Origin of the sequence: Paracoccus bogoriensis (assembly GCF_019431455.1) — a bacterium.
In the GTDB taxonomy this organism is placed as follows: domain Bacteria; phylum Pseudomonadota; class Alphaproteobacteria; order Rhodobacterales; family Rhodobacteraceae; genus Paracoccus; species Paracoccus bogoriensis.
On the sequence record NZ_JAHYSR010000006.1, the window covers coordinates 51,481 to 74,313 of the forward strand.

The 22,833-nt window shown below is 66.9% G+C and carries 21 protein-coding genes and 2 pseudogenes; 12 read left to right on the forward strand and 11 right to left on the reverse strand.

Translation table 11 applies throughout. The annotated features are described in order from the left end of the window. Positions 1–183: 183 nt before the first annotated feature. Complete coding sequence (gene ilvD, locus KY389_RS04475) at positions 184–2,022, forward strand: dihydroxy-acid dehydratase (protein ID WP_219829610.1); 1,839 nt, start codon at positions 184–186, stop codon at positions 2,020–2,022. 72 nt (positions 2,023–2,094) lie between these two features. Here ilvD and ettA read toward each other — a convergent pair whose 3' ends face one another. From ettA to rimO, 3 genes are read right to left on the reverse strand one after another with little or no spacing between them, the layout of a single operon-like run. Then, positions 2,095–3,750 carry an energy-dependent translational throttle protein EttA gene (gene ettA, locus KY389_RS04480; protein WP_219829611.1) on the reverse strand — a complete coding sequence of 552 codons (1,656 nt, stop codon included), beginning with the start codon at positions 3,748–3,750 and terminating at the stop codon, positions 2,095–2,097. Between the two features lie 55 nt (positions 3,751–3,805). Continuing rightward, positions 3,806–4,723: a sulfotransferase family protein gene (locus tag KY389_RS04485; RefSeq protein ID WP_219829612.1), complete on the reverse strand. Its 918-nt coding sequence runs from the start codon at positions 4,721–4,723 to the stop codon at positions 3,806–3,808. Then, complete coding sequence (gene rimO / locus KY389_RS04490) at positions 4,698–6,065, reverse strand: 30S ribosomal protein S12 methylthiotransferase RimO (RefSeq protein ID WP_219829613.1); 1,368 nt, start codon at positions 6,063–6,065, stop codon at positions 4,698–4,700. Before rimO ends, KY389_RS04485 begins: the two co-directional genes overlap by 26 nt. A gap of 232 nt (positions 6,066–6,297) precedes the next feature. On the opposite strand from rimO, the gene KY389_RS04495 reads away from it, so the two are divergent. Then, on the forward strand, positions 6,298–6,780 hold the full coding sequence (locus KY389_RS04495) for a hypothetical protein (protein WP_219829614.1): 483 nt from the start codon (positions 6,298–6,300) through the stop codon (positions 6,778–6,780). Here the strand turns inward: KY389_RS04495 and KY389_RS04500 are convergent. The 3 genes from KY389_RS04500 to KY389_RS04510 form a co-directional block, all read right to left on the reverse strand. Continuing rightward, a complete protein-coding gene (locus KY389_RS04500; protein WP_219829689.1) occupies positions 6,777–7,538 on the reverse strand; it encodes an ABC transporter permease in 762 nt (253 codons plus the stop codon). The two genes, KY389_RS04495 and KY389_RS04500, sit on opposite strands and share 4 nt — an antisense overlap. A gap of 5 nt (positions 7,539–7,543) precedes the next feature. Beyond that, positions 7,544–8,473, reverse strand: coding sequence for an ABC transporter ATP-binding protein (locus tag KY389_RS04505; protein ID WP_219829615.1), 930 nt, complete (start codon positions 8,471–8,473; stop codon positions 7,544–7,546). 64 nt (positions 8,474–8,537) lie between these two features. Then, the gene (locus KY389_RS04510) at positions 8,538–9,806 is read right to left on the reverse strand and encodes a 4-aminobutyrate--2-oxoglutarate transaminase (protein ID WP_219829616.1); all 1,269 of its coding nucleotides are present in this window, start codon (positions 9,804–9,806) and stop codon (positions 8,538–8,540) included. Positions 9,807–10,238: 432 nt separating this feature from the next. Between KY389_RS04510 and KY389_RS04515 the strand changes: the two are divergent. Together KY389_RS04515 and KY389_RS04520 are read left to right on the forward strand one after the other, a co-directional pair. Next, a pseudogene (locus KY389_RS04515) lies at positions 10,239–10,517 on the forward strand (hypothetical protein); the annotation flags it as partial. 145 nt (positions 10,518–10,662) lie between these two features. Next, positions 10,663–10,899, forward strand: a complete 237-nt coding sequence (locus KY389_RS04520; RefSeq protein WP_246587953.1) for a transposase domain-containing protein — start codon at positions 10,663–10,665, stop codon at positions 10,897–10,899. Positions 10,900–10,923: 24 nt separating this feature from the next. On the opposite strand, the pseudogene KY389_RS04525 reads toward KY389_RS04520, so the two are convergent. From KY389_RS04525 to hisB, 3 genes and pseudogenes are all read right to left on the reverse strand, one after another. Beyond that, positions 10,924–11,462 (reverse strand): annotated as a pseudogene (locus KY389_RS04525) (IS5 family transposase); the annotation flags it as partial. A gap of 103 nt (positions 11,463–11,565) precedes the next feature. Continuing rightward, positions 11,566–12,195, reverse strand: coding sequence for an imidazole glycerol phosphate synthase subunit HisH (hisH, locus tag KY389_RS04530; RefSeq protein WP_219829617.1), 630 nt, complete (start codon positions 12,193–12,195; stop codon positions 11,566–11,568). Then, positions 12,195–12,782, reverse strand: coding sequence for an imidazoleglycerol-phosphate dehydratase HisB (hisB, locus tag KY389_RS04535; protein WP_219829618.1), 588 nt, complete (start codon positions 12,780–12,782; stop codon positions 12,195–12,197). The genes hisH and hisB overlap by 1 nt, the downstream gene beginning before the upstream one ends. A 197-nt stretch (positions 12,783–12,979) precedes the next feature. Between hisB and KY389_RS04540 the strand changes: the two genes are divergently transcribed. The 3 genes from KY389_RS04540 (at position 12,980) to zapA (ending at position 15,623) form a co-directional block, all read left to right on the forward strand. Further along, positions 12,980–14,728, forward strand: a complete 1,749-nt coding sequence (locus KY389_RS04540; RefSeq protein WP_219829619.1) for a BCCT family transporter — start codon at positions 12,980–12,982, stop codon at positions 14,726–14,728. 123 nt (positions 14,729–14,851) lie between these two features. Then, on the forward strand, positions 14,852–15,262 hold the full coding sequence (locus KY389_RS04545; RefSeq protein ID WP_219829620.1) for a hypothetical protein: 411 nt from the start codon (positions 14,852–14,854) through the stop codon (positions 15,260–15,262). Between the two features lies 1 nt (position 15,263). Beyond that, the gene (gene zapA / locus KY389_RS04550) at positions 15,264–15,623 is read left to right on the forward strand and encodes a cell division protein ZapA (RefSeq protein ID WP_219829621.1); all 360 of its coding nucleotides are present in this window, start codon (positions 15,264–15,266) and stop codon (positions 15,621–15,623) included. Here zapA and KY389_RS04555 read toward each other — a convergent pair. Then, positions 15,620–16,393, reverse strand: coding sequence for an alpha/beta fold hydrolase (locus KY389_RS04555; protein WP_219829622.1), 774 nt, complete (start codon positions 16,391–16,393; stop codon positions 15,620–15,622). The genes zapA and KY389_RS04555 overlap by 4 nt on opposite strands. Between KY389_RS04555 and KY389_RS04560 the strand changes: the two genes are divergently transcribed. Both KY389_RS04560 and KY389_RS04565 read left to right on the forward strand, forming a co-directional pair. Next, positions 16,379–16,846, forward strand: coding sequence for a hypothetical protein (locus tag KY389_RS04560; protein ID WP_246587949.1), 468 nt, complete (start codon positions 16,379–16,381; stop codon positions 16,844–16,846). The genes KY389_RS04555 and KY389_RS04560 overlap by 15 nt on opposite strands. A 102-nt stretch (positions 16,847–16,948) precedes the next feature. Then, a complete protein-coding gene (locus KY389_RS04565; RefSeq protein ID WP_219829623.1) occupies positions 16,949–18,142 on the forward strand; it encodes an MFS transporter in 1,194 nt (397 codons plus the stop codon). Here KY389_RS04565 and KY389_RS04570 read toward each other — a convergent pair. Then, positions 18,060–18,818 (reverse strand): DUF599 domain-containing protein, encoded by a 759-nt coding sequence (locus KY389_RS04570; RefSeq protein WP_343222899.1) that lies wholly within the window; start codon positions 18,816–18,818, stop codon positions 18,060–18,062. The genes KY389_RS04565 and KY389_RS04570 overlap by 83 nt on opposite strands. Before the next feature lie 110 nt (positions 18,819–18,928). Between KY389_RS04570 and KY389_RS04575 the strand changes: the two genes are divergently transcribed. Genes KY389_RS04575 through glcF form a run of 3 tightly spaced genes read left to right on the forward strand, consistent with a single transcriptional unit; the run spans position 18,929 to position 22,726 of the window. Then, positions 18,929–20,389, forward strand: coding sequence for an FAD-linked oxidase C-terminal domain-containing protein (locus KY389_RS04575; protein WP_246587950.1), 1,461 nt, complete (start codon positions 18,929–18,931; stop codon positions 20,387–20,389). Further along, the gene (locus KY389_RS04580; protein WP_219829625.1) at positions 20,379–21,419 is read left to right on the forward strand and encodes an FAD-binding protein; all 1,041 of its coding nucleotides are present in this window, start codon (positions 20,379–20,381) and stop codon (positions 21,417–21,419) included. The genes KY389_RS04575 and KY389_RS04580 overlap by 11 nt, the downstream gene beginning before the upstream one ends. Continuing rightward, on the forward strand, positions 21,419–22,726 hold the full coding sequence (glcF, locus tag KY389_RS04585; RefSeq protein ID WP_219829626.1) for a glycolate oxidase subunit GlcF: 1,308 nt from the start codon (positions 21,419–21,421) through the stop codon (positions 22,724–22,726). The genes KY389_RS04580 and glcF overlap by 1 nt, the downstream gene beginning before the upstream one ends. Positions 22,727–22,833: the final 107 nt, after the last annotated feature.

A 22,833-nucleotide genomic window follows, 5' to 3' on the forward strand; every position in this document is an offset into this window, starting at 1 on the left:
CAGCAAGCAGCCTGTGCTGGGTCTCGCGAAGCGCCAGGGGCTGCCCCGGCCCCCCCGCCTCGGGCCGTCCGGTGCCGCAGCCTTGGCAAGAGCGACATAAACCGTCCTGGATAGTCGCCCGAGGGTAATTTCCTTCCGCTGGAATGGATGCTAAACGCGACTGCCAGCAACAGGAGATGACCCATGCCCGCCTATCGTTCCCGCACCACCACCCATGGCCGCAACATGGCCGGCGCGCGTGGCCTGTGGCGCGCGACAGGCGTGAAGGACAGCGATTTCGGCAAGCCGATCATCGCTATCGTCAACAGCTTCACCCAGTTCGTGCCGGGCCATGTCCACCTGAAGGATCTGGGTCAGATGGTCGCCCGCGAGGTCGAGGCCGCAGGCGGCATCGCCAAGGAGTTCAACACCATCGCCGTCGATGACGGCATTGCTATGGGCCATGATGGGATGCTTTATTCGCTGCCCTCGCGCGAAATCATCGCCGACAGCGTGGAATACATGGTCAATGCCCATTGCGCCGATGCGATGGTCTGCATCTCGAATTGCGACAAGATCACGCCGGGCATGTTGATGGCGGCGCTGCGGCTGAACATCCCGGTCGTCTTCGTCTCGGGCGGGCCGATGGAGGCGGGCAAGGTCGTGCTGAAGGACGGCACCGTCAAGGCGCTGGACCTGGTCGATGCGATGGTCGCCGCCGCCGATGATTCGATCAGCGACGAGGATGTTTCCGCCATCGAGCAGGAGGCCTGCCCGACCTGCGGTTCGTGTTCGGGGATGTTCACCGCGAATTCGATGAACTGCCTGACCGAGGCGCTTGGCCTGTCGCTGCCGGGCAACGGCTCGACCCTGGCGACCCATGCCGACCGCAAGCAGCTGTTCCTGCGCGCGGGACGCCTGATCGTCGATCTGGCAAAACGCTATTACGAGGGCGACGACGCCTCGGTCCTGCCGCGCAGTATTGCCAGTTTCCGCGCCTTCGAGAACGCGATCACGCTTGATATTGCCATGGGCGGCTCGACCAATACCGTGCTGCACCTGCTGGCCGCCGCGCATGAGGCGGGCGTCGATTTCACCATGTCGGACATCGACCGCCTGTCGCGCAAGGTGCCGGTCCTGTGCAAGGTTGCCCCGGCCAAGCCGGATGTCCATATGGAGGACGTTCACCGCGCGGGCGGCATCATGGCAATCCTGGGCGAGCTTGACCGCGCGGGCCTGCTGCATACCGATGTGCCCTGCGTCCATGCGCCCAGCATGGGCGAGGCCCTGGCGAAATGGGACATCAGGCGCAGCGATGACGCCGAGGTGCATCGCTTCTTTCGGGCAGCGCCGGGGGGTGTGCGGACGCAGACGGCGTTCTCGCAGGACCGCCGATACGACGTGCTGGATCTGGATCGCGAAAAGGGCGTGATCCGCAGTGCCGACCATGCCTTCAGCAAGGATGGCGGTCTGGCCGTGCTTTACGGCAACCTGGCCGAGGACGGCTGCATCGTGAAGACCGCAGGCGTCGATGAATCGATCCTGACCTTCGAGGGGCCAGCGCATATCTTTGAAAGTCAGGATGATAGCGTCAGCGCCATCCTGACCGGCAAGGTCAAGCCCGGCGAGGTCGTGCTGATCCGCTACGAGGGTCCGCGCGGCGGGCCCGGGATGCAGGAGATGCTGTATCCGACCAGCTATCTGAAATCGAAAGGGCTGGGCAAAGCCTGTGCGTTGGTGACTGATGGGCGCTTCTCGGGCGGGTCGTCGGGGTTGTCTATCGGCCATGTCTCGCCCGAGGCGGCCGAGGGCGGCACGATCGGCCTGGTCGAGCAGGGCGACCTGATCCGCATCGACATCCCGAATCGCACCATCGAACTGGTCGTGGATGACGCGACCCTGGCCGCCCGCCGTGCCGCGCGCGAGGCCCTGGGCTGGAAGCCCGCCAGGCCGCGCAAGCGCAAGATCACGACCGCCCTGCGGGCCTATGCCGCGATGACGACCAGCGCCGCCAAGGGCGCGGTCCGCGTGGTGCCGGAATAGGTCCGGGATCATCCGCACTGGAACGCAAAACGCCGCCCCTCGGGGCGGCGTTTCTGTTTGTCATGCCGGGGATCAGCGCGTGAATTTCTTGTATTTCACGCGCTTGGGCTCGACCGCATCCGGGCCGAGCCGACGGATCTTGTCTTCCTCGTAGGCCTGGAAGTTGCCCTCGAACCATTCGACATGGGCATCGCCTTCGAACGCCAGAATATGCGTGCAGAGACGGTCGAGGAAGAACCGGTCGTGCGAGATGATGACCGCGCAGCCTGCGAAATCCTCCAGCGCGGCTTCCAGTGCCTGAAGGGTTTCCACGTCCAGATCGTTGGTCGGTTCGTCCAGCAGCAGGACGTTCCCGCCCGATTTCAGCAGCTTGGCCATGTGGACGCGGTTGCGTTCCCCGCCCGAAAGCTGGCCGACCTTCTTCTGTTGATCCCCCCCCTTGAAGTTGAAGGCGCTGCAATAGGCGCGGCTGTTCATCTGCGCGTCGCCCAGAACGATCTGCTCGGCGCCGCCGCTGATTTCCTCCCACACGGTTGCGTTCGGGTCCAGCGCGTCGCGGGACTGGTCCACATAGGACAACTGCACCGTATCGCCGAAAGTGATCGTGCCGGCATCCGGCGTCTCGTGGCCGGTCAGCATCCGAAACAGCGTGGACTTGCCCGCGCCGTTCGGGCCGATCACGCCGACGATGCCGCCGGGCGGCAGGCTGAAGGACAGATCCTCGATCAAGAGCTTGTCGCCCATGGCCTTTTTCAGACCCTCGACCTCGATCACCTTGTTGCCGAGACGCTCGCCGTTCGGAATGATGATCTGGGCGCGCGACAGCTTTTCACGCTCGGACTGGCTGGCCATTTCGTTATAGGCGTTGATCCGGGCCTTGGACTTGGCCTGGCGTGCCTTGGCGCCGGCGCGGATCCATTCCAGTTCGCGTTCCAGCGTCTTTTGTCTGGCCTTGTCCTCGCGGGCTTCCTGCTCCAGCCGCTTGGCCTTCTGTTCCAGCCAGGCCGAGTAATTCCCTTCGTAGGGGATGCCGCGGCCGCGATCCAGTTCGAGGATCCAGCCGGTGATATCGTCCAGGAAATAGCGGTCATGGGTTACGATCAGGATCGTGCCCTTGTATTCGATCAGGTGCTTCTGCAGCCAGGCGATGGTTTCCGCGTCGAGGTGGTTGGTCGGCTCGTCCAGAAGCAGCATGTCGGGCGCTTCCAGCAGCAGCTTGCACAGCGCCACGCGACGACGCTCACCGCCCGACAGGGTCTCGACATTGGCATGGTCGGGCGGGCAGCGCAGGGCCTCCATCGCCACGTCGATCTGGCTGTCCAGATCCCAGAGGTTCTCGGCGTCGATCTGGTCCTGAAGCGCGGCCATCTCTTCGGCGGTCTCGTCCGAATAGTTCATCGCCAGTTCGTTGTAGCGATCCAGCTTGGCCTTCTTTGCCGCCACGCCCAGCATCACGTTGCCGCGCACGTCAAGCGTCGGGTCAAGCTGCGGCTCTTGCGGCAGATAGCCGACAGTCGCGCCCTTGGCCGCCCAGGCCTCGCCGGTAAAATCCTTGTCCAGGCCCGCCATCACGCGCAGCAAGGTCGATTTCCCCGCGCCGTTGACGCCAACGACGCCGATCTTGACGCCGGGCAGAAAGTTCAGGCGGATATTCTCGAACACCTTCTTGCCGCCGGGATAGGTCTTGGACACGCCGTCCATGTGATACACGAACTGATAGGACGCCATCGGGAACTCCTGTGAATTTGGCGTCTTTTAGGCCATTCCGAAGGCCGGGAAAAGGTCAGCGGAGGCTGGCGGCGAATTCCTCGCCCAGGATCCGCCGGATCGCGCGGATCTGGGGCGCCATCTTTTTCTCCAGCGCCTCGACCGCCTCGGGCGGGGGCATCAGGCCGGGGGCGTTGGCAAAGACCTTCTGGTTCATGTTGGCATAGAAGCAGGGACCGATGCCCAGATGCGCCTCGACCGCGTCCATGACGGCGCCGGGATTGCTGGCGAGGCGGCCGAAAGGAATGACCAGCATGTCGGGAAAGCGCGCCAGCCAGCGCGGCAGATAGGTCGCGTAATCGCCCCGGTCGAACAGGACGGGGTTCGCGATCTCGGCCATCCATTCGTCCAGCGTCACGGGATTGCGCTTTTCGCGGCGCAGGTTCATGCGCAACTGCGACACGGCCCGGTCAACGGGATGGCGGATCAGGTAGATCACCTTGGCCTTGGGCAGGAACTGCGCGACCGCATCCACGCCTTCTTCGGGTAAGGTGGAATATTCGGGCGTGAAATCCATCGGCATCGCGTGTTCGGGCGCGGGGGCGAAGACGCGCTTGTACCACTGATTGTGGAACATCTTGCCGCTGGTGATGGCGGTCAGATATTCGTCCAGCGCCGGTTCCAGAAGGACGCTGCGCAATCGGTGGCGGTTGCGGATTTCCTGCGTCTTGTTGCGGTAATGCCAGCCGATCCAGCGACGGTGTTCGGGGATGTGCAGGTGATTGAAATACTGCACCTCCTTGAAGGGCGGGATCCAGACCTGCGGATGCTGGCCCAGCATCTGCGCCAGCCAGCTTGTCCCGGCCTTTTGTGCGCCGATGCACAGCGCGCCGGGCTTTCTGGGCTTGCCTGTGGGGTCGAAGGCCGGGCTGATGGCCAGAACCGTCAGAAGCCGCGCCGTCGTGGCGTCAGTCGCGTCGTCCCCAGAGGTCATATTCGCCCGCCTCATCCACAATCACGGACACCATATCGCCCGGCTTCAGGCCGTCAAATCCTTCGTCGATGAAGAGGTTGCCGTCGATTTCGGGCGCGTCGGCCTTGGTGCGGCAGGTGGCGCCGTCCTGATCGACCTCGTCCACGATGACCTGCAGTCGCTGGCCGACCTTGGCTGCCAGTTTCGCCGCGCTGATCGCCTGGGCCTTTTCCATGAAGCGGTCGTAGCGGTCCTGCTTGACCTCGGCGGGGACATGGTCGGGCAGGTCATTGGCGCGCGCGCCCTTGACGTTCTCGTACTGAAACGCGCCGACGCGATCCAGCTGCGCCTCGTCAAGCCAGTCCAGCAGGGCCTGGAACTCGGCCTCGGTTTCTCCGGGATAGCCGACGATAAAGGTCGAACGCAGCGTGATCTCGGGGCAGATCGCGCGCCAGGCAGCGATTTCGTCCAGCGTCCTTGCGGCGGCCGCAGGCCGGGCCATGCGCTTCAGCACGTCCGGGTGGGCGTGCTGGAAGGGAATGTCCAGATAGGGCAGGATCAACCCCTCGGCCATCAGCGGGATCAGGTCGCGCACATGCGGATAGGGATAGACATAATGCAGCCGAACCCAGGCCCCGAGCGACCCCAGATCCCGCGCCAGATCGGTGATATGGGCGCGGTGCCCCCGGTCGGTCGCATGTTTCAGGTCCAGCCCATAGGCGCTTGTGTCCTGAGAGATTACCAGAAGCTCGCGCACCCCGGCCTCGACCAGCCTTTCGGCCTCGCGCAGGATCGCATGGGCGGGGCGGCTGACCAGACGGCCACGCATGTCCGGGATGATGCAGAACTTGCACTTGTGATTGCAGCCCTCGGAGATCTTCAGATAGCTGTAATGGCGCGGCGTCAGGCGGACGCCCGAGGCCGGCAGAAGGTCGATGAACGGATCGGGCCGGGGCGGGACTGCGGCATGGACCGCGTCCAGAACCTGTTCGTATTGATGCGGGCCCGTGACCGCCAGCACCTTGGGATGTGCGCCGGTGATATAATCAGGCTCTGCGCCCAGGCAGCCGGTCACGATGACACGGCCATTCTCGCGCAGCGCCTCGCCGATGGCGTCCAGGCTTTCGGCCTTGGCGCTGTCGAGGAAGCCGCAGGTGTTCACGATCACCGCATCCGCGCCCTGGTAGTCGCTGCTGATCGCATAACCTTCGGCCCGCAGGCGGGTCAGGATACGCTCGCTATCGACCAGAGCCTTGGGGCAGCCAAGGCTGACCATGCCGATGGTCGGCTGACCGGCGCGGCGGTCATCCGGGATGCGGGCGTGGGCCAGGTCGGGGCGAAGATCGGGCGGGTTCTGCTGCATCCGCCGCAGATAAGCGATTCGCCCGCGCGGGAAAAGCCATATCGACACGCCGCGCTAGCGGCGGCGGCCCCGGCCTGCACGTTTGAACAACTTGTAGAACGCGAAAAGTTTCAGCAGGCGGGACATGACATATCTCCCGATTATGGTGAGACAACACCGATGATCGCGAAAGGATCCCGTTGTCGCCGGAACGTGATTTCACCCTCGGTGCGTCCGTGACCATGATCGCGCCATGAAACGCATCATCGCTGCCATTTTGTCGCTTGGCATTCTGACCGGTCCTGCCCTGGCCCAGCCTTCGGGTATCATGCGCAACGGACCCTATATCGACGTGTGGAATCACCGGGGCGGCAATGTCGTCCAGATGCTGCAAACACGTGAAGAGCTGGGTCGTAGCGGTCGCGAAGTCCGCATTCGCGGCTATTGCCGGTCGGCCTGCACCATGCTGATCACGCTGCCCAATGCCTGCCTTGGACCTCATGCGACGGTGGGCTTTCACGCGCCCCGCTTGCCCGGAACCCGTATCATTCCGCCCTATGTGGACCAGATCATGGGCAACACCTATCGCAACGGCATCCGCGACCGCTGGTTCGGAGGCTGGAACCGGTCGATCGACATGCAGGTCATCTCGGCCCGCGATTATGTGCGGTTGGACCCTCAGACACGGCTTTGCGACAGCCTGGCCACACATGAACAGCGCAGGCGGCGGAACTAGTCGCGCAGCCGCCAGCCGGTCGCGAAGATCCAGCGGATGATCGCAAGGCAGATCAGCACCATCAGCCCGACCGCCGCCAGCGACACGCCCACCGGCACATCGGCCAGCCCGAAGAACGACCAGCGCACCCCGGAAATCAGGTAGAGCACCGGGTTCAGCTTGGCCACGCTCTCCCAGAAGGGGGGCAACATGCTGGCCGAGTAGAAGGCCCCGCCCAGAAAGACCAGCGGCATGATGACCATCATCGGCACGATCTGAAGCTGCTCGAAGGACTTGGCCCAGAGCCCGATGATGAAGCCCAGAAGGCTGAAGCCAAGCGCGGACAGCGTCAGGAAGGCCAGCATCCAGAACGGGTGCAGGATGTGGACGCCGACAAAGGCAAAACTGGTCACCAGGATCACCAGCGCAATCAGCAGCGCCTTGGCGGCGGCGGCGCCGACAAAGCCCATCGTGACCTCGACCCAGCCCACTGGCGAGACGAGGTATTCGTAGATCGTCCCGCTGAACTTCGGGAAATAGATGCCGAAGCTGGCATTGCTGACCGATTGCTGCAGGACGGTCAGCATCATCAGGCCCGGCACGATGAAGGCGCCGTATTCGACCCCCTCGACCGACTGGATGCGCCCGCCGATGGCCGCGCCGAAGACGACGAAATACAGCACCGTGGACAGGACCGGCGAGGCCAGCGACTGCCAGATCGTGCGGAAGAAGCGCATCATCTCGTGGTGGAAGATCGCGCCCACCCCGCGCCAGTTGATGCCGCTCATGCTGCTTCCTCCGACACCAGCGACAGAAACACGTCCTCGAGGCTGGATTGCCGGGTCGAGACGTCGCGCACGCTGATCCCCTGCGCGGCCAGATCGCCCAGAAGCCGCGCGATGCCGGTGCGTTCGGCGCGCGTGTCGTAATCGAAGCTGAGCCGGCGTCCGTCATCCGACAGGCCAAGGCCGCGACCCTGCAATCCGGCGGGGATCGCCTGAAGCGGCTGGTCCAGCTCGATCGTCAGGGTCTTGCGGCCGAATTCGCCGATCAGCTCTGCCGTGGGGCGCACCAGCAGCAGGCGGCCCTTGGCGATCACGCCGATCCGGTCGGCCATCTGCTCGGCCTCTTCCAGATAATGCGTGGTCAGGATGATCGTCACGCCCTCGCGGCGCAGATCGGCCACGACCTCCCACATCTCGCGGCGCAGTGCGACATCGACGCCCGCCGTCGGTTCGTCCAGGAACAGCACGCGCGGCTGATGGGCCAGCGCCTTGGCGATCAGCACGCGCCGCTTCATCCCGCCCGACAATTCGCGCGTGGCCGCATCACGCTTGTCCCACAGCGACAGCGCCCGCAGGATGCGCTCGATATAGGCCTCGTCGGGCGGCATCCCGTAGAGGCCGCGTGTGAAGCGGACGCAGTTGATGACCTTCTCGAACGGCTCCAGCGCGATTTCCTGGGGGACCAACCCGATCAGGCGGCGCGCGGCGCGCCAGTCGGTGCGGATGTCATGGCCGCCCACCCGCACGGTGCCGCCGGTCGGCACGACCAGCCCGCAGATGATCGAGATCATCGTGGTCTTGCCTGCGCCGTTCGGCCCCAGCAGGGCGATGATCTCGCCCTCGTCGATGGACATGCTGACATTGTCCAGCGCCTTGGTGCCACTGCCATATTCCTTGGAAAGCCGGTCGATTTCTATGATGGCAGCCATGCCGCGCCCTTTCTGAAACCCGAGGGCACATCTATGTCGTCCGATCCGGCTTTACCAGTCGCGCCTAGCCGCGTGCCGCGATCAGCGAGGCTTCCAGCACATCCAGCGCCTCTTCAAAGACCGGATCGGGAATGGTCAGCGGCGCCAGAAAGCGGATCACATTGCCATGGACGCCGCAGGTCAGCAGGATCAGGCCGCGGGCCAAGGCCTCTTCGCGGACGCGGGCGGCGAAATCGGGGGCGGGGCTGTCGGTGCCGGGCAGGTTGAATTCGACCGCATTCATGAAGCCGGGGCCGCGGATGTCGACGATGTCGGGCACGGCGTCGCGGATGCCCGCCAGACGCTGCTTCAGCCGGTTGCCAAGGCGCGTGGCGCGCTCGCACAGGCCCTCATCCTCGATCACGTCCAGCACGGCATGGGCCGCTGCCACCGCAAGCGGGTTGCCGGCGTAGGTGCCGCCCAGCCCGCCCGGATGGGGCGCGTCCATCACCTCGGCCCGGCCGGTCACGGCGCTGATCGGCAGGCCGCCGCCCAGACCCTTGGCCATCGTGACCAGGTCTGCCTCGACATCGTGATGCTGCATTGCAAACAGTTTGCCGGTGCGGGCAAAGCCCGTCTGCACCTCGTCCGCGATCAGCAACATGCCATGCGCGTCGCAAAGGCTGCGCAGTTCCGCCATGAAGCTGGCGGGCGCCTCGTAGAAGCCGCCCTCGCCCTGCACCGGCTCGACGATGATCGCGGCAACGCGTGCGGGTTCCAGATCGGCCTTGAACAGCTGGTGCAGCGCCTTCATCGAATCCTCGGCCGAAACGCCGTGGAGCGGGTTGGGAAAGGGCAGGTGCCAGATATCCGGCATCATCGGCCCGAAGCCCGCCTTGTAGGGCTGGACCTTGCCGGTCAGCGCCATCCCCATGAAGGTGCGCCCGTGAAAGCCGCCCGCGAAGCTGATGACACCGGGGCGGCGGGTGTGGTAGCGGGCGATCTTGATCGCGTTCTCGACCGCCTCGGCGCCGGTCGTGGCAAAGACCGTCTTTTTCGGGAAATCCCCCGGCACCAGCGCGTTCAGCCGTTCCGCCAGCGAGACGTAATTCTCGTAAGGGACGACCTGATGACAGGTATGGGTGAAGCGGTCCAGCTGGGCGCGCACGGCCTCGACGATGCGGGGATGGCGGTGGCCGGTATTCACGACGGCGATGCCTGCGGCAAAGTCGATATAACGCTTGCCATTCTTGTCCCAGATCTCGGCATTTTCGGCGCGCTCGGCATAGATCTGGGTGGTCATGGCCACGCCGCGCGAGATGGCGGCATTCTTGCGATCGGTCAAGCTGGACATGTCATGCTCCGTGGTTTCGACCGAATGTCCAGCGGGCGCGGCTGTTTTGCAACTGTTCTTGCAGCTTGTCTTGCAGCTTGCAGGACGCGCGAAGCCGGCGCAGCCTGCCGCTGCGGTCCTTTCAAGGTTTGTCATGTTCCGCCTGTCCGTGCCGCAGCCGGTCGTCATCGCCGTCCTCCCCGCCGGGCCGCCGACCCCGAGACCCTTGTGCTGATGGTGGCGACAGCTTTGCCGTCACCGCCATTGACGGCCGGCCCGCCCCAAGGGCGTCAGGCTGGATGTGGACAAGCCTCGCGATCTGGCCGGTCAGGCGTCGTGCAGCCGCCGGTGCGCCGACTTCGATTGGCCGTCTTGGCGCTGCTGATCGGCCCGCGGGGCCATGCGCATGGCCTGCCCCGAGGATGACCGTATGGGTGGAGAACCGCTGACTGTCAGCACTTCACGGGCGAGACGTTCTTCCAGCACCGCCCGCCCATCGACCCGTCCTGGATGGGCCGCTGGCGCGGGCGAACCGGCGAGGGTGAGGCAGCCCGCGCCACCGGCTCGAGCGGGCTGCCGAACGGGGAATGGATGCTGACGAAGACCATCGAGGCCGGGCTCGCCTCCGGCGCTGTCCAGAACAAGAGCCCCGAGCGGGTCGCCGTCGATGCGACGGTGATGGAAAAGAATATCGCTCACTCCACCGTTGCGCGGCTCTACAAGCGCGCCCGGGTCTCCTCCCCGGCCGCTTCATCGGCGAACCGGCTCGTCCGCCCGCGGCTGACCTGCGCCTGGCTCGCGAATGCTGCGTCCATCCGCCAGGCCCTGACCCGCATGGAGGGCCTGCGCCCCTTACCTCGATCACGGCATCCTGGAGCTGGATAACAACGCGGCTGAACGCGGCATACCCGCCATCGCGCAGGGGCGGAAAAACTCCTTCTTCGTCGGCTCCGAGGCAGGCGCCAAGGCCGCCGCCTTCGTCTGCACCCTGATCGAAACGGCCAAGCGCAACGCCGTCGATCCCCACCCCTGGCTCGCCGACATCCTCGCCCGCATCCCGGACTGCAAGATCCACAGGATCAACGGCCTGCTGCCATGGCCATGGAACGGATAGCGGTCTGACCGGATAATGACTATGGTCCAGCAGTTCGGGCAGCATGGGTGCATCGCCCGCGTCGCTGGTGGGAAGTTGGCAGCGCGGATTTCCAGTGTTTCGTCGTCGATCCCGATGTGAACCTTGCGCCAGACACGCCGCTTCGAGCCGCCGTTCTTGCGCGCTCCATTCCCCGTCACCCTCAACCTCGATCCCGGCGCTGTCGATCAGCAGGTGCAGGAGGCCCTCCGGGCGGCGGGATTGGATGTTGACCCTCGCGGTCTTCCGGCGCCACGGTAGCGTGCTGCAGTCCGGCACATCGCAGTCCGGGCCGGCCCGCTGCAACGGGCTCTGCACGAAGCCGGTCGTCTGGCGCAGCGCCATGCCGAACAACCTCTTCATCGTCAGGCAGGTCCGAATGGCGGCGTCGCTGTCGTCGGGCTGCCGCCCGCGCCTGCCGGTCGGCGCGGCCTCCCATGTCATGGCGGGATCGAACCGGATCGTCAGCAAGTCCCGGCGCTTCAGCGCCTTGTTGCGGGCCGGCCAGGTCCGGGTCTTGCAGACGGGGGCGTGGGTCTGCTCATGCAGCCTGGCTTTGGCGCTGGATTCACGAGATGAATCCTCACAGCCAATTCATGCAGCAGAGCCACACAAGACCGCAATCCGGGCCAGAGGTCCAGCAAGCATTCAGGGATTCCAGCGCAGGAAGTTCGCGATCAGGCGCAGGCCGACAGCTTGGGATTTTTCGGGGTGGAACTGGGTGCCGACGATATTGTCACGCCCCACGACCGCCGTGACCGGGCCGCCATAATCGACATGAGCCAGCAGATGCGCGGGGTTCGCCACCTGGAATTGCCAGGAATGGACGAAATAGGCGTGATCGCCGGTGGCGATACCGTCCAGCACCGGATGGGGGCGGTCGATGACCAGATCGTTCCAGCCCATATGCGGCACCTTGAGGCCGGGGGCGGCGATGGCGCGGATCTCGCCGCCGATCCAGTCGAGGCCGGGCGTCTGTCGGTATTCGTGCCCCGTTGTGGCCAGCATCTGCATCCCGACACAGATGCCCATGAAGGGCACGCCGCGCGTCAGCACCGCGTCGCGGATCGCCTCGGCCATGCCGTCCACCTCGCCCAGGGCGGCGCGGCAAGCGGGGAAGGCTCCGTCGCCGGGCAACACGATCCGGTCGGCGCGGGCGGCCACCTCGGGGTCCGAAGTCACCACGATCTCGGCGCCCGCATCGCGACCCATCAGCTGGAAGGCCTTTTCCGCCGAATGCAGGTTGCCGCTGTCGTAATCGACCAGCGCGACCCGCATCACAGCGCCCCCTTGGTCGAGGGCAGCGCGCCTGCCATGCGCGGATCGGGCTCGACCGCCTCGCGCAGCGCACGGGCCACGGCCTTGAAGGCGGCCTCGGCGATGTGGTGGCTGTTCACCCCGTGCAGGCGGTCCACATGCAGCGTGATGCCGCCATGCGTGGCAAGCGCCTGGAAGAATTCGCGCACCAGCTCGGTGTCGAAGCTGCCGATCCTTTCCGACGGGAAATCCACGTTCCAGACCAGATAGGGCCGCGCCGACAGGTCCAGCGCCGCCCGCACCAGCGAATCGTCCATGGCCAGCAGGAAACTGCCATAGCGGCGGATGCCCTTCTTGTCGCCCAGCGCCGCGGTCAAGGCCTGGCCGATGGCGATGCCGGTATCCTCGACCGTGTGGTGGTCGTCGATATGCAGATCGCCTTTGGCGCGGATGGTCATGTCGATCAGCGAATGGCGCGACAGCTGGTCCAGCATGTGGTCGAAAAAGCCCACGCCCGTCCGGTTGTCGTAGATCCCGGTGCCGTCAAGGTTCAGCGCGACCTCGATCTGGGTCTCGGATGTGGTGCGGGTGATCGTGGCCTTGCGCATGGGATGTCCTTGTCTCGCCTGCGGGCCTTATAGGCCCAGCCCAACCCCGCGCCAAGACGGGGTGTTCGGCCCCACGGACGGAACCTGAGGCGGAACCTGAGCCGGGCAGGATGCATTTTGTTCCCGCATCGACGATGACTTCCGCGTGACGCGGCGGCTTTCCGCCTGCGCTGCGCGCAACCGGTGAAAAGGACAGAATGACCGAGAAACGAAGCGAACCCGGACGGCCGCGCGGCCATCGCGGCCAGCCCGGAAACCGCCTGCGCGAGGCCGAGGCTCTGTCCGGGCGTCACAGGCCCGCCCCTGAGCCCGCGACCGAACCCGGGGTCGAGCCGTTGCCCGAGCCCGAAGGCCCCACTGCCATCATCGAGACCGATTATACGATCGGTCAGGACAATATCGAGGGCAAGGGCGCGGTTCCCTTCGATATCCACAACCCGGTTTTCGGTATCTCGGCGCTGGCGGTCCTGGCCTTCACGGTGGTCACGCTGATCTTTCCCGACCGGATGGAGCCTCTCTTCGGCGGCCTGCGCGAGGCGCTGACCTCGCGGATGGACTGGTTCTTCCTGTTGTCGGGGAATGTCTTTGTGCTGCTGTGCCTGGCGCTGATCATGTCGCCTCTGGGATCGGTCCGGCTGGGTGGGCCGGATTCGACGCCCGATTTCAGCCTGCCGGGCTGGTTTGCGATGCTCTTTGCGGCGGGCATGGGGATCGGGCTGATGTTCTACGGCGTCAGCGAACCCCTGGGCCATTTCGAGGCCGCGTTGGCGGGCCCCGCAATCGAGGGTGACGCGCGCGTGGACTGGGCGCCGCTTGGCGGGGCGGTGGGCGATGCAGCCGCGGCGGAACGGCTGGGCATGGCCGCGACGATTTTCCATTGGGGCCTGCACCCTTGGGCGATCTATGCGGTCGTCGCGCTGGCGCTGGCGCTTTTTGCCTATAACAAGGGGCTTCCGCTGACGCTGCGCTCGGTCTTTTACCCGATCCTCGGGGAACGGATCTGGGGCTGGCCGGGCCATGTCATCGACATCCTTGCCGTGCTGGCGACGATCTTCGGTCTGGCCACATCGCTCGGCCTTGGGGCCGAGCAGGCAACGGCCGGAATGGCCTATCTGTTCGGCGCCGCCAATGATGACTGGATGCGCGTCGGGTTGATCCTGGCGATCACGCTGGTCGCGGGCGTCTCGGTGGTGATGGGCGTCGAGAAAGGCGTCAAGCGCCTGTCCGAGGCGAACATGGTCCTGGCCCTGATCCTTCTGGTCTTTGTCATCCTGGTCGGGCCGACGCTGGCGATCCTGGGCGGGTTCTTCCGCAACCTGGGCGCCTATGCGGCCGAGCTTGCGCCCCTGTCCAACCCGTTCGGGCGCGACGACGACAATTTCCGGCAGGGCTGGACGGCCTTCTACTGGGCCTGGTGGATCAGCTGGTCGCCCTTTGTCGGCATGTTCATCGCGCGTGTCTCGCGGGGCCGGACGGTGCGGCAATTGCTGACGGCGGTGCTGATCGTGCCGACATTCATCTCGGCGCTGTGGATGACGGCGCTTGGCGGCACGGCGATCGCGCTGACGCAGGACGGCTTTGCGGGCATCCTCGGCGCGCCGCTGGAATTGCAGCTCTTCGAGATGCTGGGTCAGTTGCCGCTGGCGGCGATCACCTCGGTCGTGGGGATCGTGCTGGTGATCGTGTTCTTCATCACCTCGTCGGATTCGGGATCGCTGGTGATCGACACGATCGCGGCGGGGGGCAAGGTGAACGCGCCCGTTCCGCAGCGCATCTTCTGGGTGGGCATCGAGGGCGCGGTGGCCATCGCGCTGCTTCTGGGCGGCGGGCTGGTCGCGCTTCAGGCGATGGCGGTCTCGACCGGGCTGCCCTTTACGCTGGTGCTTCTGGGCGCCTGCTACGCGGTGGTCAGCGGCCTTCGAGCCGAGCGGCGCGAACTGGCGTGAAGGCGGGCAGGCCGGGCAGGGATGGACCTGCCTGGCCTGCCCGCGCTCGTCTGCCTGTGCTTGTCTTGGCCCGTCGCCTCGTGCGACAACCGGGGCATTGCAGATATGGGGACCGAAGCCGCCATGACCGAAATCTCAGCCAGCGAACGCAGGCTTTCCGCCGCGCTCGACCGCATCGACCAGCTGCTTGAGGCCGGGGCGGCGCGGCCTCGCATGGGTGATGATCCAAGGGTGGGGCAGCTCGAGGCCGCACTGGCCGAGGCCGAGATTCGCCTGCGCGAGGCGCAGGACGGCGCGGCGCGGCTTTCAGCGGCCAATGACGGGCTGGCGGCGGCGAACCGGCTGCTGATCGAGGCAGCCGAGACCGGCGGCGTCACCCGCGACGAGGCCATCGACGCGCTGCGGGCCGAGATCGCCGCCCTGCGCGCCGCGCGCGAAGCCGAGATGGCCCAGATGGCCGAGATCATGGCCGAACTGGGGCGCCTGCTGCCCGCCGATGGCGACGACATGTCCAACCCCGACAAGGAAAGCTGATATGGCCGAGGTCGAATTCACCATCGGGCACAGGCAATACCGCGTCGGCTCGGTCGATGGCGAAGAGGCGCTTGTGGCCCGCGCCGCCCGGATTCTGGACGCCGAGGCGCAGCAGATCCTGGCGCAGGCTGGTCGCTTGCCCGAGCCGCGCCTGCTGCTTATGGCCGGGCTGATGCTGGCTGACCGCCACGCTGCGCTGGAGGAAAAGCTGGAACAGGCCGAGCGCCAGATCGCCCGGCTTCAGGCCAACCCGCCCCGCGTCGAAGTGCCGGTCGTCCCCGAGCATCTGCGCGAGGCGATGGCCGAACTGGCCGCACGCGCGGAATCGCTGGCCGAACGTCTGGCCGAACAGCAGGCCTAACCTGCGCCCAGAAACGCGGCCAGAGTTTCAGCCACGGCCTCGGGTGCGTCGGCATGAAGCCAATGGCCCGCATCCTTGATCGTGACGACGCGCGCCTGCGGGAAGTGGGCGCGCAAGGCGGCCTCGCCCTCGGCGGTGACGTAATCGGACCGCGCGCCGCGCATGGCCAGAACCGGCCCGTCAAAGCTGGCCTTCGGCACGCCGTCGGGCCAACCCACGATGCCCGGCATATGCGCCCGCAACGCCGCGAGGTTCAGCCGCCAGCCCGGCGGCTGGCGCGACAGGTCCAGGCTTTGCAGCAGAAAGGCACGGGTGCCGCGATCCTCGATCCGGTCGGCCAGCGCCCGGTCGGCCTGTCCGCGCCGCTCGATCCCGGTCAGGTCCAGGCTTTCCATCGCATCAATGTTGGGCGTCTGGTCATGGCCATAAGCCACCGGCGCGATGTCCATGACGACCAGCTTGCGCACCAGTTCGGGCCGGGTCAGCGCCAGCACCATCGCTGCCTTGCCGCCCATCGAATGCCCGACCAGATCGGCGCGCCCGCCCAGGGCCTCGATCATCTGCGCCAGATCAGCGGCCAGCGCGTCATAGGAGGCGTCGGGATCATGCGGGCTGTCGCCATGGTTGCGCAGATCGACGCTGACCACGCGGCGGCTTTCGGCCAACCTGCGCGCCTGTGCGCCAAGGTTGCGGGCCTGGCCGAACAGGCCGTGGACCAGAAGAACGGGCAAGCCGGTATCATCCCCGGCAATGACATGATTCAGCTTCATCGCGTCAGGTTAGAGCGTCTGGCGCGCCGCCGCCATCCCGTCTATCCTGCCGCCATGAGCAAGGCGCCCCATTCGTTCGAGGATATCCGCCGCATGGCCGATGACGTGGCCGATCTGATGGTCTCGCGGCTGGGCGGGGGCGCGCGCGGCGAAAGACCCACGCTGGAGGAGATGATGCAGCGGCGTGGCGGCGCGCTGCCCGGACGGCTGCGCCGGCGTGGATGGCGGCTGGCGCGGGCCGACCGGCTGGCCTGCCAGCCCCGGATCGCGCGGCAATTGCCGCTGGCGGCGCTGGCGCGCGACCATGCCGCGCTGTCGGCGCATCTGCGCCCTCTGGGCGAGCTGTCCCGCGTGCAGGGCCGCGTCCTTGGCGTGACCGCGAAACTGGTTCTGGCGCTGCTGCTGATCGCGGCAGGGGCGGTCTGGCTGATGATGCAGCGCGGCCACATCTGAGGCATTGCACGCCGTGCAAGGTTCAGTCCGCCGCGCGGCCCCTTGCCCTTGGCGGGGCAAGCTGATGTGAGGGCGGGAAAGCCCCCGCAGAAGGACCACCCCATGACCGACACGACCAGCCGCGATCTGCGCCCGGCGATCCTGGCGCTGGCGCTGGGCGCATTCGCCATCGGCACGTCCGAATTCTCGGCGATGGGGCTGCTGCCCTTCTTTGCGGGCGATCTGGGCCTTAGTGAATCGCAGGCGGGGCACGTGATCAGCGCCTATGCGATCGGGGTCGTGGTGGGGGCGCCGATCACCTCGATGATGGGGGCGAGGCTGCCGCGCAGGCGTTTTCTGGCGGCGCTGATGGCGTTCTACGGGGCGATGAACCTTGCGGCCGCGATGATGCCGGGCTTTGCCTCGCTGACGGTGGCGCGGTTTCTGGCCGGCCTGCCGCATGGCGGTTTTCTGGGCGTCGCGATGCTTTACGCCGCCGATGCGCTGCCTGCGGGCCAGAGGGCGCGGGGCGCGGCGCAGGTGATCCTGGGGCTGACGGTCGCCAATATCCTGGGCGTGCCGCTGGCGGGGTGGATGGGGCAGGTGATCGGCTGGCGTTGGGGCTTTGCGATGCCCGGCGTGATCGCGCTGGCCTCAGCGCTGGCGATCCTGCGGCTGGCGCCGCGTGTCGGCGGCAATCCCCATGCCCGGCCCTGGGACGAACTGGCCGCCCTGTCCAATCCGCGCGTTCTCTGGACGCTGGCGGTGGGGGCGATCGGCTTCGGGGGGCTGTTCTCGGTCTATGCCTTCCTGACGGCGGCGATCCTGGCCACGACCGACGCGCCGGCCTACGTTATCCCGCTGACGCTGGCGGTCTTCGGCGTCGGCGGCACTTTGGGGACATGGGCGGCGGGGCGCTACACCGAATGGCTGGGCACCGACCGGGCGGCCTATCTGAGCCTGGCCGCGATGGCGGTGACGCAGGGCTTCGCGGCGCTGGTCGTGGGAAGCTGGCCGCTGATGGTCGTCTCGTCCTTCCTGATCGCGGCGGGGGCGGGGCTTGTGATCCCGCTTCAGACCCGGCTGATGGAGGTCGCGGGCCGCGCCCAGAACATGGCCGCCGCGATGAACCACGCGGCCTTCAACGCTGCCAATGCGCTTGGGCCGTTCCTTGGCGGTCTGGCGCTGGCGGCGGGCTGGGGCTGGCGCGCGCCCGGCCTTGTGGGCATCGCGCTTACGGCTGCGGGCGCCGTGGTCCTGACACTTGCCCGGCGACAGGAACGGAAAGCTCGGGTGGGGGCAGCGACCGCAGGATGACCTGCCGCGAGGTCGAGGCGAATTCGCGCCGCCACGTCACGAAGACGACGACGGCCGTGCCCGCCACCAGCCCCCAGGGTCCGGCCAGCCAGGTCAGCGAGCCAAGCGCGAAATAGACGCTGCGAAGCCCGGCATTGAAGTTGCGCGCCGCCGTGATGTTCAGATCGGCCGCCTGCATCGCGCGGTCCAGCGCCACCGGATCGTCGGGCCGGTTCGGCACCGAGGCCATTGTGACCGCGCAATAGCCGAACAGCCGGTGGGCCCAGACGAATTTCAGGAAGGCGTTCACCACGAAGAACATCGTGACCAACAGGCGCATCTCGTAGCCGGTGCCCGCGACGGATTCGATCTCGAATTCGCGCACGATGCCGCGCAGCCTTTCGCCATTGCCGATCAGCGCCAGCAGGCCGCCGGTCGCGATCATGCAGGCGCTGGCGAAGAACGCGGTGCCCTCGCGCAGGCTGGCCAGGATGTTGCCGTCGAAGATGCGGTTGTCGCGGCCCACAAATTGCCGCATCCACTCGCGCCGGAACCGCGTCATCAGGACCGAGACCGAGGGCCGGCCCGCAGGCGGGCTTTCGGTCAGCCAGCCGATGCCGATCCAGGCTGCGAAAAGCAGCGCCACCGCGATCAGGTCGGGCAAAGCAAGGCGGCTGTCCAAAAGAGACTGAAACATCATCTGTTCGTTCTATGCGGCAAGCCTGCCGCTTGAAAAGAGGGCGCGGCTGGCACTAACCTTGGGACGGCGCGCCTGCCTGCCGGTGCGGCACGCCGCGAGGAGGAACCATGATCCAGCTACCCCAGCCAGATCCCGGCGTGCTGTCGCGCCGTGCGGCGATCGTCGCCGCGCTGAACGACGCGCTGCCCGGCGCGGTGATCGACGATCCCGCCGAGACGCGCGCCTATGAATGCGACGCGCTGACGGCCTATCGCTGTCCGCCCCTGGCCGTGGTGCTGCCGCGTTCGACCGAGGAGGTGTCGCGCCTGATGCGGCTGTGTCACGACCTGCGCGTGCCGGTCGTGCCGCGGGGCGCGGGGACCAGCCTCGCCGGTGGATCGATGCCGACCGAGGATGCGGTGGTGATCGGCCTTTCCCGCATGACCGAGGTGCTGGAAATCGCCCCCGAGGATCGCATGATCCGCGTTCAGGCCGGTCGCACCAATCTGGCCGTGTCGGGGGCGGTGGATCATCTGGGTTTCTTCTATGCGCCCGATCCCTCCAGCCAGCTGGCCTGCGCGATCGGCGGCAACATCGCCATGAATTCGGGCGGCGCGCATTGCCTGAAATACGGCGTGACAACGAACAACCTTCTGGGCGTCACGCTTGTCCTGATGGACGGGTCGGTCGTGGAACTGGGCGGCCCGATGGGCGAGGCGCCGGGGCTGGACCTCCTGGGCGTCGTCTGCGGATCCGAGGGCCAACTTGGCATCGTGACCGAGGCGAGCCTGCGCATCCTGCCCAGGCCCGCAGGCGCGCGGCCCGTTCTGGTGGCCTTCGACGCGACCGAAACGGCGGGGGCCTGCGTCGCCGCCATCATCCGCGCGGGCGTCCTGCCCGTCGCCATCGAGTTCATGGACCGCCCCTGCATCCTGGCGACCGAGGCCCATTGCGGCGCGGGCTATCCCGATTGCGAGGCGCTGCTGATCGTCGAGGTCGAGGGCACGCCCACCGAGATCGACGAGCAGCTGGCCCTGATCCGCGACATCGCCCTGCGCTTCGATCCGATCGAGTTCCGCGAAAGCCGCTCTGACGACGAGGCGCGGCGCATCTGGCTGGGCCGCAAATCCGCCTTCGGCGCGATGGGCAGCCTGGGCGACTATATCTGCCTGGACGGCACGATCCCGGTCAACGCGCTGCCGCAGGTTCTGGCGGGCATCACGGACCTTTCGCGCCGCTACGGGCTGGCCGTGTCGAACGTGTTCCATGCAGGCGACGGCAACATGCACCCGCTGATCATCTTCGACGCCAACAAGCCCGGCGATCTGGACCGGGCCGAGGCGCTTGGCGCCGACATCCTGCGCCTCTGCGTCGAGATGGGCGGCTGCCTGACCGGCGAACATGGCGTCGGCATCGAAAAGCGTGACCTGATGCATGTGCAATTTGCTGCCCCCGATCTGGAGGCGCAGATGCGCGTCAAGGACGCCTTCGACCCGCATTGGTTGCTGAACGCGGCCAAGGTCTTTCCGCTGGACGCCTCGGCCCCGCGCCGGGAACGCCGCCTGAACAGGCCCGCCGATGCGGCCTGAGACCGAGGCCGATCTGGCCCAGATCATCCGCGAGGCGCGCGCGCCCTTGTCGATCACGGGCGGCGCGACCCGCCGCTGGCCGGGTGAGGGTGCCGCCGCGCCCCTCGACACGCGCGGGCTGACCGGTATCACCCTCTATGAACCCGAGGCGCTGACCCTGACGGTCCGCGCCGGAACCCCGCTGGCCGTCGTCGAGGATACGCTGCGGGCCGAGGGGCAGATGCTGGGCTTTGAACCCGCAGGCGCACCCGGCTCGACCATCGGCGGGGTGGCCGCGACCAATGCCGCCGGACCCCGCCGCCTGCAACTGGGCGCGGCGCGCGACGCGCTTCTGGGCATCCGCATGATCGACGGCGAAGGCAACATCATCCGCAATGGCGGGCGGGTGATGAAGAACGTGACCGGCTATGACCTGGTCAAGCTGATGGCGGGCAGCCGGGGCCGGCTGGGCGTTCTGACCGAACTGACCTTTCGCACCGCGCCGATTCCGCCCGCCCGCGTCACGCTGAGCCTGCCCGATCTGGATGCCGCCGCCGCCATCCCGGCCCTGACCCTGGCACTTGGCGGCGCGTGGGACGTGTCGGGCGCGGCCTGGCTGCCCGGACGCGGCGCGCTGCTGCGGCTGGAAGGGCTGGCGGGGTCGGTCGCCGAACGCGCGGCCTCGCTGAGTGCCCGCCTCGCCGCCCTTGGTCGGGTCGAGCAGGCCGAGGACGATCCCTGGCCGCTTCTTCATGCCGTCGGCCGTGATCCTGCCCTTGAGACCTGGCGCATCCTCTGCCGCCCGTCGCAGGCGCCCGCCATTCTGGCAAACCTGCCGCAACCCCTGTCGCTGGATTGGGGCGGCGCGCTGATCCATGTCGCGCTGCCTGCGGGCAGCGCGCCCGATCTGCCGCCCTTTGACGGCCATGCGCGCCGCGTGACGGGGGCCGCGCCGGGTCTGATCCCGGCCACCGACCCGGTGACGCGGCGGCTGAACACCGAGCTTCGCGCGCGTTTCGACCCTCGCGGCATCTTCGAGGGATGTGACTGATGCAGACCCATTTCACGCCCGAGCAACTGGCCGATCCCCTGGTCGCGCGCTCGAACAAGATCCTGCGGACCTGCGTTCACTGCGGCTTCTGCACGGCGACTTGCCCGACCTATCAGGTTCTGGGCGACGAACTGGACAGCCCGCGCGGGCGGATCTACCTGATCAAGGACATGCTGGAAAAGGGCAGGCCGGCCGATGAACGCACGGTCAGGCATATCGACCGCTGCCTGGGCTGTCTCAGCTGCATGACGACCTGCCCCTCGGGCGTGCATTACGCGCATCTGCTGGAACATGCGCGCGCGCATATCGAGGCCACCTATCGCCGCCCCTGGCGCGAACGCGCGTTGCGCCGGGTGCTGAAGCTGGTCCTGCCCCATCCGGGCCGGTTCCGGTTGGCGCTGCTGGGGGCGCGGATCGCGCGGCCCTTCGCGCGGCTGATGCCCGATCGTCGCCTGCGTGCCATGATCGCGATGGCGCCGAAGCAGATCCCCCCGGTCAGCCGCAACGATGACGGCCAGACCTTTCCCGCAATCGGCCCGCGCCGGGCGCGCGTGGTGCTGATGATCGGCTGTGCGCAAAGGGCGCTGAACACCGATATCAACGACGCGACGATCCGTCTGCTGCGCCGGGCGGGCTGCGATGTGGTGATCCCGCAAGCCTTCGGCTGCTGCGGCGCGCTGACCCTGCACATGGGCGACGAGGCCGACGGCAAGGCCCGTGCCCGCGACAGCATCAACCGCCTTCTGGCGGCCGAGGCCGAAGGCCCGCTTGATGCGGTGATCATCAACACGTCTGGCTGCGGCACCACATTGAAGGATTACGGCCATCTGTTCGCAGGCGACCCACTTGAAGCCCAGGCTCGCCGTGTCGCTGCGCTGGCGCGCGACGTGACCGAGTTTCTGGATGGGCTGGGCCTGCCCGAGATCCGCGCCACCGAAAGCCAGGGGCTGCGCGTGGCCTATCACTCGGCCTGTTCGCTTCAGCACGGCCAAAGGATCCGCAGCGCGCCCAAGGATCTGCTGACCCGGGCGGGCTTCCAGGTGGCCGAGCCTGCGAATGCGCATCTCTGCTGCGGATCGGCGGGAACCTACAACATCCTGCAACCAGACTTGTCGCAGGAACTCAAGGCGCGGAAGGTCGCCTCGCTTCAGGCGCTCGCGCCGCAGGTGATCGCGGCGGGTAATATCGGCTGCATGATGCAGATCGGCAGCGGCACGGACCTGCCGGTGGTGCACACGGTCGAGCTGCTGGACTGGGCGACGGGCGGTCCGCCTCCGCGCGCGCTGGAGCCCGCCGGGAGGGCTTGAACCAGGATTTTCCGCGCCTAGATTCAGGGCACCGGTGGCCGTGACGGCACCGTCCCTGCGCCCGCCCGGATGATCGGGGGGCACCCTATCGCATCGCTTGTAGAAGG